At 69.5% G+C, this 13,573-nt stretch carries 15 protein-coding genes; 9 read left to right on the top strand and 6 right to left on the bottom strand.

Annotation, left to right across the window (positions count from 1 at the left end):
* The 7 genes from ACIBG6_RS10405 to ACIBG6_RS10375 all read left to right on the top strand — a co-directional run bounded on the left by ACIBG6_RS10405 (position 1) and on the right by ACIBG6_RS10375 (position 7,991).
* Entirely contained in the window at positions 1-873 is an 873-nt protein-coding gene (locus ACIBG6_RS10405; protein WP_399222163.1) for a siderophore-interacting protein, read from the top strand.
* Positions 874-1,031: 158 nt separating this feature from the next.
* Positions 1,032-2,471, top strand: coding sequence for a pyridoxal phosphate-dependent decarboxylase family protein (locus ACIBG6_RS10400; protein WP_399222162.1), 1,440 nt, complete (start codon positions 1,032-1,034; stop codon positions 2,469-2,471).
* A complete protein-coding gene (locus ACIBG6_RS10395) occupies positions 2,458-3,741 on the top strand; it encodes a lysine N(6)-hydroxylase/L-ornithine N(5)-oxygenase family protein (RefSeq protein WP_399222161.1) in 1,284 nt (427 codons plus the stop codon). Before ACIBG6_RS10400 ends, ACIBG6_RS10395 begins: the two co-directional genes overlap by 14 nt.
* Positions 3,738-4,268: a GNAT family N-acetyltransferase gene (locus ACIBG6_RS10390; RefSeq protein ID WP_399222160.1), complete on the top strand. Its 531-nt coding sequence runs from the start codon at positions 3,738-3,740 to the stop codon at positions 4,266-4,268. Before ACIBG6_RS10395 ends, ACIBG6_RS10390 begins: the two co-directional genes overlap by 4 nt.
* Positions 4,265-6,052: an IucA/IucC family protein gene (locus ACIBG6_RS10385; RefSeq protein ID WP_399222159.1), complete on the top strand. Its 1,788-nt coding sequence runs from the start codon at positions 4,265-4,267 to the stop codon at positions 6,050-6,052. Before ACIBG6_RS10390 ends, ACIBG6_RS10385 begins: the two co-directional genes overlap by 4 nt.
* Positions 6,053-6,189: 137 nt before the next feature.
* On the top strand, positions 6,190-7,407 hold the full coding sequence (locus ACIBG6_RS10380) for an FG-GAP-like repeat-containing protein (protein ID WP_399222158.1): 1,218 nt from the start codon (positions 6,190-6,192) through the stop codon (positions 7,405-7,407).
* Positions 7,408-7,577: 170 nt separating this feature from the next.
* Positions 7,578-7,991, top strand: a complete 414-nt coding sequence (locus tag ACIBG6_RS10375; RefSeq protein ID WP_399222157.1) for a cupin domain-containing protein — start codon at positions 7,578-7,580, stop codon at positions 7,989-7,991.
* A 161-nt stretch (positions 7,992-8,152) separates the two neighbouring features.
* Here ACIBG6_RS10375 and ACIBG6_RS10370 read toward each other — a convergent pair whose 3' ends face one another.
* The 5 genes from ACIBG6_RS10370 to ACIBG6_RS10350 form a co-directional block, all read right to left on the bottom strand.
* Positions 8,153-8,536, bottom strand: coding sequence for a hypothetical protein (locus ACIBG6_RS10370; RefSeq protein WP_399222156.1), 384 nt, complete (start codon positions 8,534-8,536; stop codon positions 8,153-8,155).
* A 28-nt stretch (positions 8,537-8,564) separates the two neighbouring features.
* Positions 8,565-9,458 (bottom strand): JmjC domain-containing protein, encoded by an 894-nt coding sequence (locus tag ACIBG6_RS10365; protein WP_399222155.1) that lies wholly within the window; start codon positions 9,456-9,458, stop codon positions 8,565-8,567.
* 67 nt (positions 9,459-9,525) lie between these two features.
* On the bottom strand, positions 9,526-9,759 hold the full coding sequence (locus ACIBG6_RS10360) for a DUF397 domain-containing protein (RefSeq protein WP_399222154.1): 234 nt from the start codon (positions 9,757-9,759) through the stop codon (positions 9,526-9,528).
* A 159-nt stretch (positions 9,760-9,918) separates the two neighbouring features.
* A complete protein-coding gene (locus ACIBG6_RS10355; protein ID WP_399222153.1) occupies positions 9,919-10,149 on the bottom strand; it encodes a hypothetical protein in 231 nt (76 codons plus the stop codon).
* Positions 10,146-10,559 carry a hypothetical protein gene (locus ACIBG6_RS10350; RefSeq protein WP_399222152.1) on the bottom strand — a complete coding sequence of 138 codons (414 nt, stop codon included), beginning with the start codon at positions 10,557-10,559 and terminating at the stop codon, positions 10,146-10,148. The genes ACIBG6_RS10355 and ACIBG6_RS10350 overlap by 4 nt, the downstream gene beginning before the upstream one ends.
* A gap of 100 nt (positions 10,560-10,659) precedes the next feature.
* Here ACIBG6_RS10350 and ACIBG6_RS10345 point away from each other — a divergent pair, with 100 nt between their 5' ends.
* The gene (locus ACIBG6_RS10345) at positions 10,660-11,499 is read left to right on the top strand and encodes a helix-turn-helix domain-containing protein (protein WP_399222151.1); all 840 of its coding nucleotides are present in this window, start codon (positions 10,660-10,662) and stop codon (positions 11,497-11,499) included.
* Complete coding sequence (locus ACIBG6_RS10340; RefSeq protein WP_399222150.1) at positions 11,496-11,705, top strand: DUF397 domain-containing protein; 210 nt, start codon at positions 11,496-11,498, stop codon at positions 11,703-11,705. Before ACIBG6_RS10345 ends, ACIBG6_RS10340 begins: the two co-directional genes overlap by 4 nt.
* A 19-nt stretch (positions 11,706-11,724) precedes the next feature.
* Here ACIBG6_RS10340 and ACIBG6_RS10335 read toward each other — a convergent pair whose 3' ends face one another.
* Positions 11,725-13,362 (bottom strand): beta-N-acetylhexosaminidase, encoded by a 1,638-nt coding sequence (locus ACIBG6_RS10335; RefSeq protein ID WP_399222149.1) that lies wholly within the window; start codon positions 13,360-13,362, stop codon positions 11,725-11,727.
* Positions 13,363-13,573: the final 211 nt, after the last annotated feature.

Genomic DNA, 13,573 nt, shown 5'->3' with positions numbered 1-13,573 from the left:
GTGACGACCGCCGAGACCGCCCCGTTCCAGTTCTTCTCCCTCCAGGTCGACCGGACCCGGCGGCTCGGCCCGTCGCTGGTCCGCGTCACCTTCACCGGCGAGGACCTGAAGAGGTTCGCCGCCGGGGGCCGCGACCAGTCGCTCTCGCTCTTCCTGCCGCACCCCGGCCAGGAGGCGCCCGTCCTGCCGCCGCTGGACGACCCGGACATGTACGCGATCCTGGGCGCCTGGCGGGCCATGCCGGACGACGAGCGGGCCGTGATGCGCTCGTACACCGTCCGCGAGCAGCGCACGGATCCGAACGAGATCGACATCGACTTCGCCATCCACGCTGAGACATCGGCCGCCGGCGCGGCGGGCGTCGGACCCGCCTGCCGCTGGGCCGGCCGTGCCACACCGGGCGACCGCGTGGTCGTCCTCGGTCCGGCGGTCGCCGCGAACACGGGTGTCCGCTTCCAGCTCCCCGCGGACGCCGACTCCGTGCTGATCTGGGCGGACGAGACGGCCCTGCCGGCCGCCTCGGCGATCCTGGAGTGGCTGCCGGCCGAGACCCGGGCGCAGGTGTTCCTCGAAGTGCCGTACTCCGGCGACCGCATGGACCTCGCGACCGAGGCGGACGCCACGGTCACCTGGCTCGTACGGGAGGAGGGGGCGCCCTCCGCCGTGGACGCGGTCCGCGGCGCCGAGCTGCCCGGCGAGGCTCCGTACGTCTGGATCGCGGGCGAGTCCGGCGCGGTGAAGGCGCTGCGCCGCCACTTCGTGCGCGAGCGCGAACTCGACCGCAGGCGGGTGACGTTCGTCGGCTACTGGCGCAAGGGGCTGTCCGAGGACGCCCTGCGCGAGGTGCCGGACGAGACGCAGGAAGACGCGTAGCCGACCAAGGGCCCTCCTCTTCCCTCCCTTCCCCAATGACCCCCCGACCCTGACGGGTTGGGGGGTCATTGCGTTCTAAAATTAGGTTAGGCTAACCTTACTTTCACACCGCTTCCCTCGGCGGCATCCCTCAGCGTTTCTCCCGAAAGGGCCCCCACATGCGCTCCCACCTGCTCAACGACGCCACGGCGGAGAGCTACCGGCGCTCCGTCACCGAAGGAGTCGAGCGGGTGGCGAACAAACTCGCCACGACGCGCCGCCCGTTCAGCGGCGTGACGCCCGCCGAACTGGCCCCCGTCATCGACGCCGTCGACCTCGACCGGCCGCTCGGCGACTCCTCCGCCGCCCTCGACGAGCTGGAGAGCGTCTACCTCCGCGACGCCGTCTACTTCCACCACCCGCGCTACCTGGGCCACCTCAACTGCCCGGTGGTCATCCCCGCCGTCCTCGGCGAGGCCGTCCTCTCGGCCGTCAACTCCTCGCTCGACACCTGGGACCAGAGCGCCGGCGGCACCCTCATCGAGCGGAAGCTGATCGACTGGACGACCGGCCGGGTCGGCTTCGGCCCCGCCGCGGACGGCGTGTTCACCAGCGGCGGCACGCAGTCCAACCTCCAGGCCATGCTGCTGGCCCGCGAGGAGGCCAAGACGGACGACCTGTCCAGGCTCCGCGTCTTCTCCTCCGAGTGCAGCCACTTCAGCGTCCAGAAGTCGGCCACCCTCCTCGGCCTCGGCGCCGACGCCGTCATCTCCATCCCGGTCGACCGCGACAAGCGCATGCAGTCCGTCGTCCTCGCCGCCGAGCTGGAGGCCTGCCGCGCCGAGGGCCTGACCCCGATGGCGATCGTCGCCACCGCCGGCACCACCGACTTCGGCTCCATCGACCCGCTGCCCGAGGTCGCCGCCCTCGCCGACGAGTACGGCGCCTGGATGCACGTCGACGCGGCCTACGGCTGCGGACTGCTCGCCTCGCTCACCCGCCGCCACCTCCTGGACGGCATCGAGCGGGCCGACTCGGTCACGGTCGACTACCACAAGTCCTTCTTCCAGCCGGTCAGTTCCTCCGCGCTGCTGGTCCGCGACGGCGCCACCCTGCGCCACGCGACGTACCACGCGGACTACCTCAACCCGCGCCGCACGATCGCCGAGCAAATCCCGAACCAGGTCGACAAGTCGCTCCAGACGACCCGCCGGTTCGACGCGCTCAAGCTCTGGATGACGCTGCGCGTGATGGGCGCCGACGGCGTCGGCGAGCTCTTCGACGAGGTCTGCGACCTGGCCCGGGAGGGCTTCGCGCTGCTCGCCGCCGACCCGCGCTACGACGTCGTCGTCGAGCCGCAGCTCTCCACCCTCGTCTACCGCTACATCCCCGAGGCCGTCACCTCGCCCGCCGAGATCGACCGGGCCAACCTCTACGCCCGCAAGGCGCTCTTCGCCTCCGGCGAGGCCGTCGTCGCCGGCACCAAGGTCGACGGCCGCCAGTACCTCAAGTTCACCCTGCTCAACCCCGAGACGACCGCGGCCGACATCGCCGCCGTCCTCGACCTGATCGCCGGCCACGCCGAGCAGTACCTGGGAGAGACCCTTGTCCACGCCTGAGACGACCGAGACGCACGACTTCATCGGCATCGGGCTCGGCCCGTTCAACCTCGGACTCGCCTGCCTGGCGGAGCCCATCGACCACCTGAACGGTCTCTTCCTGGAGTCCAAGCCGGACTTCGAGTGGCACTCGGGGATGTTCCTCGAAGGCGCCCACCTCCAGACGCCGTTCATGTCGGACCTGGTCACCATGGCCGACCCGACGTCCCCGTACTCCTTCCTCAACTACCTGAAGGAGAAGGGCCGGCTGTACTCGTTCTACATCCGGGAGAACTTCTACCCGCTGCGGACCGAGTACAACGACTACTGCCGCTGGGCCGCCGGAAAGCTGACCTCGGTCCGCTGGAGGACGACCGTCGCCTCCGTCGCCTTCGACGAGACCGCGCAGGTGTACGTCGTCACCACCGAGGCCGGGGAGACCTTCCGCGCCCGCCGGATCGTCCTCGGCACCGGCACCCCGCCGTACGTCCCCGAGACCTGCGCGAACCTCGGCGGCGACCTGATCCACAACTCGCGCTACCTCCCGAACAAGGAGGCGCTCCAGAAGAAGAAGTCGATCACCCTGGTCGGCAGCGGCCAGAGCGCGGCGGAGATCTACTACGACCTCCTGTCGGAGATCGACGTCCACGGCTACAAGCTCAACTGGGTGACCCGCTCCGCCCGCTTCTTCCCCCTCGAATACACCAAGCTCACCCTGGAGATGACCTCCCCGGAGTACGTGGACTACTTCCACGCGCTCCCCGAGCAGACCCGCTACCGCCTGGAGACCCAGCAGAAGGGCCTTTTCAAGGGCATCGACGGCGAGCTCATCGACGCCATCTTCGACCTGCTCTACCAGAAGAACCTCGACGGGCCCGTCCCCACCCGCCTCCTGACCAACTCCGCGCTGCACGCAGCCGCGTACGACGACACCAGCGGCACGTACACGCTCGGCTTCCGCCAGGAGGAGCAGGAGAAGGACTTCACCCTGGACACCGAGGGCCTGATCCTCGCCACCGGGTACAAGTACGCCGCCCCCGCCTTCCTGGAGCCGGTCCACGACCGCATCCGCTGGGACGGCCAGGGCCGCTTCGACGTGGCCCGTAACTACTCGATCGACACGACCGGCCGCGGCATCTTCCTCCAGAACGCCGCCGTGCACACCCACTCGATCACCGCGCCCGACCTGGGCATGGGGGCGTATCGCAACGCGTACATCATCGGGGAGATGCTGGGCTCCGAGTACTACCCCGTCGAGAAGACCATCGCTTTCCAGGAGTTCGCCGCATGACCATCCGCTTCCGCCCGCTCGATCCCCTCAAGGACGCGGAGCTGATCCACGCCTGGGTGACCCACCCCAAGGCCGCCTTCTGGATGATGCAGGACGCGAGACTGGAGGACGTCGAGCGCGAGTACATGGCGTTCGCCGCCCACCCGCACCACCAGGCCTTCATCGGTCTGGTCGACGAGGTCCCCGCCATCCTCATGGAGCGCTACGACCCCACCCATCTGGAGCTGGTCGGCCTCTACGACCCGCTCCCCGGCGACGTCGGCATGCACTTCCTCGTGGCCCCCACCGACACCCCGGTGCACGGCTTCACCCGCAGGGTGATCACCGCCGTGATGGCGGAGCTGTTCGCCGACCCGGCGACCGCCCGTGTGGTCGTCGAGCCGGACGTGTCCAACAAGGCGGTCCACGCGCTCAACGAGGCCGTGGGCTTCGTCCCCGAGCGCGAGATCCAGAAGCCCGAGAAGAAGGCACTCCTCAGCTTCTGCACCCGAGAGCAGTTCGAGGCGGCCGTGGCGGTGTCGATATGAGCACGACCAACCGGCTCGACCCCGTGGCCCACCTCACCCCCGACCGCTGGGCGACCGCCAACCGCGCGCTGATCCGCAAGGGCATCGCCGAGTTCGCCCACGAGCGCCTCCTCGACCCGCAGGAGCTGGGCGAGAGCCGCTACAAGGTCCTCAGCGACGACGGCGCGACCGAGTACCGCTTCACCGCCGACCGGTTTGCGCTCGACCACTGGCAGGTCTATCCCGACTCGATCAGCCGCCACCGCGGCGACGAGCAGCTCCCCCTGGACGCGCTCCAGTTCATCACCGAGCTGCGCGGCGCCCTCGGCCTCAGCGACGAGATCCTGCCGGTCTACCTGGAGGAGATCTCCTCCACCCTGGCCGGCACGGCCTACAAGTCGACGAAGCCCCCGGTCACCTCCGCCGAGCTGGCGCACGCCGGCTTCCAGGCGATCGAGACCGGGATGACCGAGGGCCACCCCTGCTTCGTCGCCAACAACGGCCGGCTCGGCTTCGGCGTCGACGAGTTCCGGGCGTACGCCCCGGAGGCCGCGAGCGACATCCACCTGATCTGGCTGGCGGCACGGCGCGACCGCACCACCTTCACCGCCGGCGCGGGCATCGACTACGAGACGTTCGTACGCACCGAACTCGGCGACGCGACGGTGGACGCCTTCGCCGCGACCCTCGCGGCCCGCGGCCTGGACCTGGCGGACTACCTCCTGATGCCGGTCCACCCCTGGCAGTGGTGGAACAAGCTGTCCGTCACCTTCGCGGCCGAGGTCGCGCAGCAGCGCCTCGTCTACCTGGGCGAGGGCGACGACACCTACCTGGCGCAGCAGTCGATCCGTACGTTCTTCAACGCCTCGGACCCGGCCAAGCACTACGTCAAGACGGCGCTCTCGGTCCTCAACATGGGCTTCATGCGAGGCCTGTCGGCCGCGTACATGGAGGCCACGCCGGCGATCAACGACTGGCTGCACACCCTGATCGAGTCGGACGCGACCTTCCGGTCGGCCCGCTTCTCGATCATCCGCGAGCGGGCGGCCGTCGGCTACCGGCACATGGAGTACGAGGCCGCGACCGACCGCTACTCCCCGTACCGCAAGATGCTGGCCGCGCTGTGGCGCGAGTCCCCGGTGCCGTCGCTCGCCGAGGGCGAGCGCCTGGCGACGATGGCCTCCCTCCTCCACGTGGACCACACGGGCGCGTCCTTCGCGGGCGCGCTGATCAAGGATTCGGGCGTCGCGCCGACGGACTGGCTCCGCCAGTACCTGGACGCCTACCTCCTCCCGATCCTGCACAGCTTCTACGCCTACGACCTGGCGTTCATGCCGCACGGCGAGAACGTGATCCTCGTCCTCGACGAGCAGGGCGCGGTCTCCCGCGCGATCTTCAAGGACATCGCCGAGGAGATCGTCGTCATGGACCCGACGGCGGTCCTGCCGCCGGCGGTGGAGCGCGTCCGCGCCGAGATCCCGGAGGACATGAAGCTCCTCTCGGTCTTCACGGACGTCTTCGACTGCTTCTTCCGCTTCCTGGCGGCGACGCTGGCGACGGAGGGCGTCCTCGCGGAGGAGGACTTCTGGCGGACGGTGGCGGAGTGCGTACGCGGCTACGAGCACGCGAAGCCGGAGCTGGCGGACAAGTTCGCCCAGTACGACATGTTCGAGGAGACCTTCGCCCTGTCGGCCCTCAACCGCCTCCAGCTGCGCAACAACAAGCAGATGGTCGACCTCTCGGACCCGTCGGCGGCCCTCCAGCTCGTCGGCGACCTGGTCAACCCGATCGCCCGCTTCGCCTGACCCTGACCCGCCCCCCAGACCGATGCGAGCCCCGCCGGAGTACGGTCCTCCGGCGGGGCTCGCATCTGTTCGGCACAAGGCCTGACCCGTACAACCATTCGGGCGGTCGCTGGTCTCACCCGGCGAAAGGAGAACACATGCGCATGATCATGAAGCGGGGGCTGGCGTCTCTGCTGGGCCTCGCGACGCTGGGCACCGTCGCCGTCACCACGGCCGCGCCCGCCCAGGCGGCCGTGAGCGACTGCCCGGCGGGCTACTTCTGTGCCTGGACGCAGGAGGACGCGAAGGGGTCGATGCTCAAGACGAAGACGAACATGGCCACGATGGGTTCGTGGGGCACCCGGTTCGGCTCGTACATCAACCGGACGTCCGTGTACGCCTGCATGTACGAGTCCCCGGACTACAAGGCGTACGACGGTTACTGGTCGGAAGCTCCGTCCAACGGCTCCTGGACCACCGGTCCGATGACCACCATCGCCTCCGTGAAGTTCGTCCGGACGCAGCGTGAGTGCTCCCAGCCCGCGTACCCCTGGTGGTACACGGAGACGTCCCCCAAGGCGGCCGGCTTCGGTGACCTGAACGGCGACCGCAAGGCCGACGCCCTCGTACGGGACCTGGTGGGGCGGCTGTGGTTCCTGCCCGGCGACAGTTCGGGCCGACTGGTCGGCGCCGGCGGCTGGAACGCGATGGACGCCCTCGTGCGCCACGGGGACTTCACCGGTGACGCCCGCGAGGACGTCGTCGCCCGCGAGCGTTCGACCGGCAGGCTGTGGCTGTACCCCGGTACGGGGACGGGCGGGTTCGGGACGCGCGAGCTCATCGGGTCGGGCGGCTGGAACGGTATGGACCGGATCGCCGGTGTCGGCGACCTGTCCCGGGACGGCCGCGCCGACCTGCTGACCGTCGAGAAGTCCACGGGCAAGCTCTGGCTCTACCCCGGCACGGCTTCCGGCGCCCTCGGGGCCCGCAAGCTGATCGGCTCCGGCGGCTGGAGCGCCATGAACGCCCTCGTCGGCCCCGGCGACACGAACGGCGACGGCCGCGTCGACGTGATCGCCCGGGAGAAGTCCACGGGCAAGCTCTGGTTCTACCCGGGGAACGCCACCGGTGGCCTCGGGGCCCGCAAGCTGATCGGCTCCGGCGGCTGGAACGCGATGGACACCTTCCTCGCGGTCGGCGACACCACCGGCGACGGCCGCCCCGATCTCGCGACCGTCACCAACAGCGACTACGTCATCGACGGTCAGCGGGGGAACCCGGGATGGCTGGTCGGCTACCGCGGTCTCGGCACCGGCGGCTTCGCGGCCGGCGAGCGGACCAACGGCGACTGGTGGCGCCTCAACGGCGCCTTCTGACCCACCGGCGCGTGCGACGCCGCGAGCCCCGCCGGAGTACGTTCCTCCGGCGGGGCTCGCGGCCGTGAGGTGGGGACGGGCCTTGCCAGAACGGCAAGAACAATTGCCCCCGCCAGTACGGCAGTCGCAGCCTGGTTCCGGTCAGGACGATCGAACCGAGAGGCTGCGCAATGACTGTCAACAACCGCGTCCACCACGTCCGTTCCGGCGAGCTGGACGGTTACGCCGCCCTCAGTGGAGGCACGGTCGGCTCGAAGAAGCTCTGGATGGGCCGGGTGGAGAACCCGCCGCTGAGCTCGACGGACAACCATCATCACGGCGACTCGGAGGCCGGGATCTACGTGGTCAGCGGTCACCCCGTGTTCGTCTTCCACGACGGCACACAGGAGGTACGCATCGCCGCCGACCCGGGAGACTTCTTCCTCGTCCCCCCGTTCGTCCCGCACCGGGAAGAGAACCCCGACCCGAACGAGCCCGCGGTCGTCGTGATCGCCCGGACCACCCAGGAGCCGATCAAGGTCTCCGTGCCCGAGCTGTACCGGCTTGAGGAGACGGACACGCGGTCGAGCGGTTCGATGCCGTAGGGCTCGAACCGCGAACCCACTCGCCGGTCGCCGGCGAAGCCCACCGCCGGCACATAGAGGAGCGGGACGTTCACCGCCATTCTCGATGGTCCCGTAATCGACGGGACCATCGCCACCGCCGCGTCCACGGTGCTCAGGCACGCGCTCACCACACGCCCTTGTTACGTCACTCCATAAGGGCAGTGCTGCCCTCTCTCACGCGGGCAGGCGATGAGCGCTCGCGAAACATACTGCTGCGCTTTGGAGTAGTAGCCGAGGACGACATCGTTCCCCGCCACCAGCCCCAGCGTCTCGCGGGTGCGTTGCAGCCGGTCCCAGACCGGGAAGTGCTCCTGGTCCACAGGAGGGTTCTGCGTCAGCTCCCCCTCGATCCAGGCGACCGCCGCGTCCACATCGGAGTACGTGGCCACCACCTGCTCGCCGGCGCGCCTCAGCCAGTCCTTGATCTCGATCGGCGGATGGTCCGCCGGTACCTCCCTTCGCCGGATCGCCGAATCCGGATACGACCGACCGGTGTACGCGTACGCGTGCCAGTGCTGTGTCACGGGCGCAACGTAGCCGCGCCCGAGGTCTTCACCGCGTGACACGGACGGCAGCCCTCCGTGCGAGTTCGGCCACTTCCGCGGACTCCAGGAGCAGGAGTGCACCGATCAGGTACTCACGCGTCCACCGGATCACCGTGTCGGGCGCGTCCAGCAGGGCAGCGGGTGCGATCTCGGCCCGCAACGCGGGGTCCACCAGCGCCTGGGAAAGGACCTCGCGCGTCATCTCCGAGGCCAGCCAATGGAACGTACGCTCCTTGAGCGCGAACGTCAGGTGCAACGAGGGCTCGTCCCCCACCGTGTACGGCGAATGGACATAGCCACGTGGCAGCCAGAACACGTCACCGGGTTCCAGCGTGAAGGACTGAGCCGGAGGCGTGTTGGCCAGATAGTGCCGCTCCTCCGGAGTGAATCCCCTCTCCAGGAAGTTGCCGTGGTCCGTCGTCGGGTTCGCGACGAAGGGCGGGTGCAGCGGCCACGCCTTCCGCCCGGAGAGCTGGACGATCAGTGTCACGTACGGGTCGTAGTGGTACTTGAGCCCTTGCGCTCCCGGCGGAGTCAGGTACGCGTTCACGTGCACCAGGCAACCCGTCTCGTCCTGGATCTCGCGTCGCAGAACGCTCAGGGCCGGCTTGACCGTCTGGAGCTGCCGGACCGAGACCGTGCCTCCGTCGTCGAGGTGGTCGCGGATCGCGCCGGGCCGGGGCATGTCGCCGTCGATGTACGCGTACCGCTCCAGGACCCTGCCGTCCTTGACCAGGACGACGTTACGGGCGGGAACACATTCGGCGTCCACGAGAGCGTTGAGTTCGTCGATAGACCACAGGTGCGCCAGGGCGCCGGGGTCGCGGCGGAAGAGCCTCGGCAGGGTGGGCCAGTTCTTGAGGATCTCCGGGACGCTGTCCGCGAGTTCAGCGAGCGGCAATGCTCACTCCTTGGGGTGTTGAGAGCCGAACGGGGCCCATCGCCTGTGGCGTGGGCCCCGTCATGTGTCACTTGGCGGCGTCGACCCTGGTGATCCATCCCCGCGCGAACGCGGTGATCTCGTCCGCGCTCATCCGCAGCTCGCGACCGGCCCCCTCGGGCTTGTTGTCACCGAGCGCGTACCCGCCACCGTGCAGCTCCGCGAGGGTGATGCAGCTCTCCATGTTCCCGGTGTTGTCCGTTCCGCCCCCGCAGAGTGCGGCGAAGGGACCGGCCACCTCCCGCTCGTACAGATCGCTCATTACTGTTGATCTCCTGTTCTCAGTCTTCGATGGGGACTGGATCCCGCCCTCGGACGGTCTTGCCGGACATCACCGAGGGCGGGGCCTGCCCGGTCCCCCGCGTGGAGGGACCGGAGTCTTTGCTCGCGGACTACCGCGTAACGGCCACCGCGTGGAGCCTCACCGGGTGCCGTCCGTCACCAGGGCGACGTACTCGACCGTCACAGCGAAGGTGTCGTGCCCGGTCGTGATGGTGTGCGCCAGGCATTCGGCGTTCACGCCGGGAGGCTCGGCGGTGAGCTGCGTCTCCCAGATGCACTCGCCGTCCATGCGGTACGCCGTGGCGACGGTCTCTCCCTGCGGGCGCGGGCCGATCCGGTGCGTGACGAGCACGTCCACCGGCGCCGTCACGGCGCCTCGATCCGCATCTTCGGCGGGTCGTGCGGGTGGTTTCGGATCTCCACCACGCAGTCCACGGCGGCGGATTCGTCATGCTGCGGCCCCCCGCGCATGTGCTGGTCGAACCGTCGCGCCAGATACGCGCACGGGGTGCAGTCCGGAACCGGCTCGGGCCGGGGCCGGAGCTCGTGGTCGGCGGAGAGGACGAACGTGGGGCGTACGGGGGTGGTGAGGGTACGGATGGTCGACCACTCGCCCTCGGTCGGAGCGCGCAGGTCGTCGGGCGACGCGGCCCACTCGGCACCGCCGCCCGGCGGACGCAGGTAGATCCGCCCGGCCTGACTGCGCGACACCCGGCCGAGCCGGGTCGTTCCGTTGCCGGTGTCGGCGACGAAGGCGCCGGCGGCGGGTTGACTGTGCACGGGCACGGTCACTCCTCTCCGTAGCGAATCCACTACCAGGGGTCGCCAGCGTGGCGTAGGGTCGAGAACCCTTCAACTGGGCACTTTCGAAGGAAGAGTTGTGGTCAATCGCAAGGAGTTACGACCGGAGGACAGTCCGCACGCGGCCTACGGCGCACATCTGCGCAGGCTGCGGGAGCGTCAAGGCTGGACCCAGGACGACCTGGCGGCGCAGACAAGCTATTCCAGTCAGCACATCTCGGCGGTGGAAACTGCTCGGAAACCGCCGACCCTTCCCTTCTCGCGGGAGGCCGATCAGGCTCTGGGCACGGCCGGGGCGGCCGACTCGCTCGAACGCCTGTGGAACGAGATGCGATACGGCAGCCTGCGGGAGGGCTTCCCGGAGTACGTCGGGTACGAAGGGCGCGCCGTCGAGATCCGGTCATTCCACATCGGGATCGTTCCAGGGCTGTTGCAAACACCGGAGTACGCGCAGGCGCTCGCCAACGGCGATGTGCGGCGCGGTTCCATCACGCAACAACAGGCGGACGAACGCGTCGCGTTCCTCATGGGACGGCAGGCGGCGCTGGTGAGGGACCGCCCACCCATGCTGCTCGTGGTGATGGACGAGAGCTGTATCCGCCGCCCGGTCGGCGGATCCGCGGTCATGGGGGCACAGTTGGAGCGGCTGGTCGAGTTCGCCGAGCTGCCGAACAGCGTGCTTCAGGTGACACCGTACGAGAAAGGCGAGCGCCGCCCATTCGACCTTCCGGTCAATCTGCTCACGCTGGCCGACCGTTCGATGGTCGCATACGCGGAGACGCATACACGGGGGTATGTGGACCGTGAGCGCACCGCCGCAGTGTCCATCCTGACGGCCTACCATCAACTCCAGGCCGAATGCCTCTCTCAGGCAGATTCCGTGGCCTTGATCGTGCAGGCACGAAAGGGCATGTCGTGACGACCACTTCCCCCCGTTGGTACAAGTCCTCCTACAGCTCCGGCGGCGGTGAGTGCGTCGAGGTCGCCACCAACCTCGCCACCCCCCACGGCACCGTCCCCGTCCGGGACTCCAAGCGCCCCACCGGCCCCGTCCTCCACCTCCCCGCCACCGCGTTCGCCGTCTTCGTGGACGGCGTCAAGGGTGGCGGGTTCGGCAACATCTGACCCGGTCAGGTCTCCCCGGCTACTCCCCCGGCCAGGGCACCTGCGGCGAGCGGTAGTAGTCGATGCCCAGCGCGTCGAAGCGCGGGGCCTGTTCCGCGAGGCGGACCTTGTACGTGTCCCAGTCGTGGGTCTCCGCCGGGGACCAGCCCAGTTCCGCGAGGCCCGGGAGGCGCGGGAAGGCCATCACGTCGAGGTCGTCCGTCGTGGCGAGGGTCTCCGTCCACAGCGGGGCCTCGACGCCCCGGACCGCGCTCTCCGGGGCGCCGGGCAGGTACGTCGCCGGGTCCCAGTCGTACGAGCGCCGGACCTCGACCGTGCCGGCCCAGGCGAGGCCGAGCGGGGTGTCCTTCGTGTACTTCATGTCGAGGTAGGAGCGGTCGGCGGGCGAGAGGATCAGGCCCGCGCCGTCCCGGGCGGCCGCCGCGACCCGCTCCTTCTCGGCGGCCGGGGTGCGGTCGAGGCCCCAGTACTGGACGAGCGCGCCCTCGACGGGCTTCGTGCCGGTCAGCTGGTGCCAGCCGACGACCGTCTTGCCGTACTTGGCGACGAGCGGCTGCACCTTGTCCATGAAGGTCACGTAGTCGGCGTGGCTGGTGGAGTGGGCCTCGTCGCCGCCGATGTGGACGTAGCGGCCGGGGGTGAGGGCGGCGATCTCGCGGATCACGTCGTCGACGAAGTCGTACGTGACGTCCTTGGGCACGCAGAGGGAGCTGAGGCCGACCTTGATGCCGGTGTAGAGGGGCGGGGCGACGCCGTCGCAGTTGAGTTCGGCGTACGAGGAGAGGGCCGCGAAGGTGTGGCCCGGCACGTCGATCTCGGGGATGACCTCCTGGTAGCGGGAGGCCGCGTACCGGACGATCTCCTTGTACTGCTCCTTCGTGTAGAAGCCGCCGGGGCCGCCGCCGACCTCGGTGGAGCCGCCGTGGGTGGTGAGGCGCGGCCAGGAGTCGACGGCGATGCGCCAGCCCTGGTCGTCGGAGAGGTGCAGGTGCAGGGTGTTGATCTTGTAGAGGGCGAGCTGGTCGATGAACCGCTTGACCTCGTCGACGGTGAAGAAGTGGCGGGCGACGTCGAGCATCGCGCCCCGGTAGGCGTAGCGCGGGGTGTCGGTGATCGTGCCGCCGGCGATCTTCCAGGGGCCCGGCTGGACGGAGCGGCGCTCGACGGCGGAGGGCAGCTGCTGGCGCAGGGTCTGGACGCCGCGGAAGAGGCCGGCGGGTTCGCGGGCGGTGAGGGTGACGCCGTCGGGTCCGGAGCGGAGGCGGTAGCCCTCGTCGCCGAGCTCGCCGGCGCCGGGGTCGAGCCGGAGGCGGATGCCGTCGCGGGCCGCGGCCTCGTCGACGATGTGCAGCGGGAAGCCGGTGGCGGGGCGGAGCAGCCCGGCGAGGTAGCGGCCGACGGCCCGGGACTCGCGGGAGCTCTCGTCGATGCCGATGCGGGTGGCGCGGGTGAGGGTGTACGGCTCGCCCTCGGGGGTGACGGAGGCGGGTACGGGCACGATGCGGCCGAGCGGGCGGACCTCGGGTTCGGCGGCGGCGGCCTTGCCGTCGGCGCTTCCGGTGTCGGCGGTGGCCTCGCCGCAGCCGGCACCGGCGGTGGCGACCAGGAGGAGTGATCCGATGAGGCGAGGGATCCTTCGGCGCTGACTCACGGGCATGGTCCCCTTCGGGTGATCGACACGTCTTCGGGTGATCGGCACGTCCGACGTCCTGCTGTTCTTCTCTTCGGTTCTGTTCTGTATATCCAGTCGGCAACCATGCGTACCGCCGCCCGTACTCCGGGTCAAGGTCTGGACCAATATCCTCGTTTTTGACGGCGATCATGCGCCGCCTGCCCGATTTCGGGCAGGATTCTTGCAAAGGGCGACG

The organism is Streptomyces sp. NPDC050842, assembly GCF_044456565.1.
GTDB lineage: Bacteria > Actinomycetota > Actinomycetes > Streptomycetales > Streptomycetaceae > Streptomyces.
This window is presented reverse-complemented; position numbering and strand designations above follow the sequence as displayed.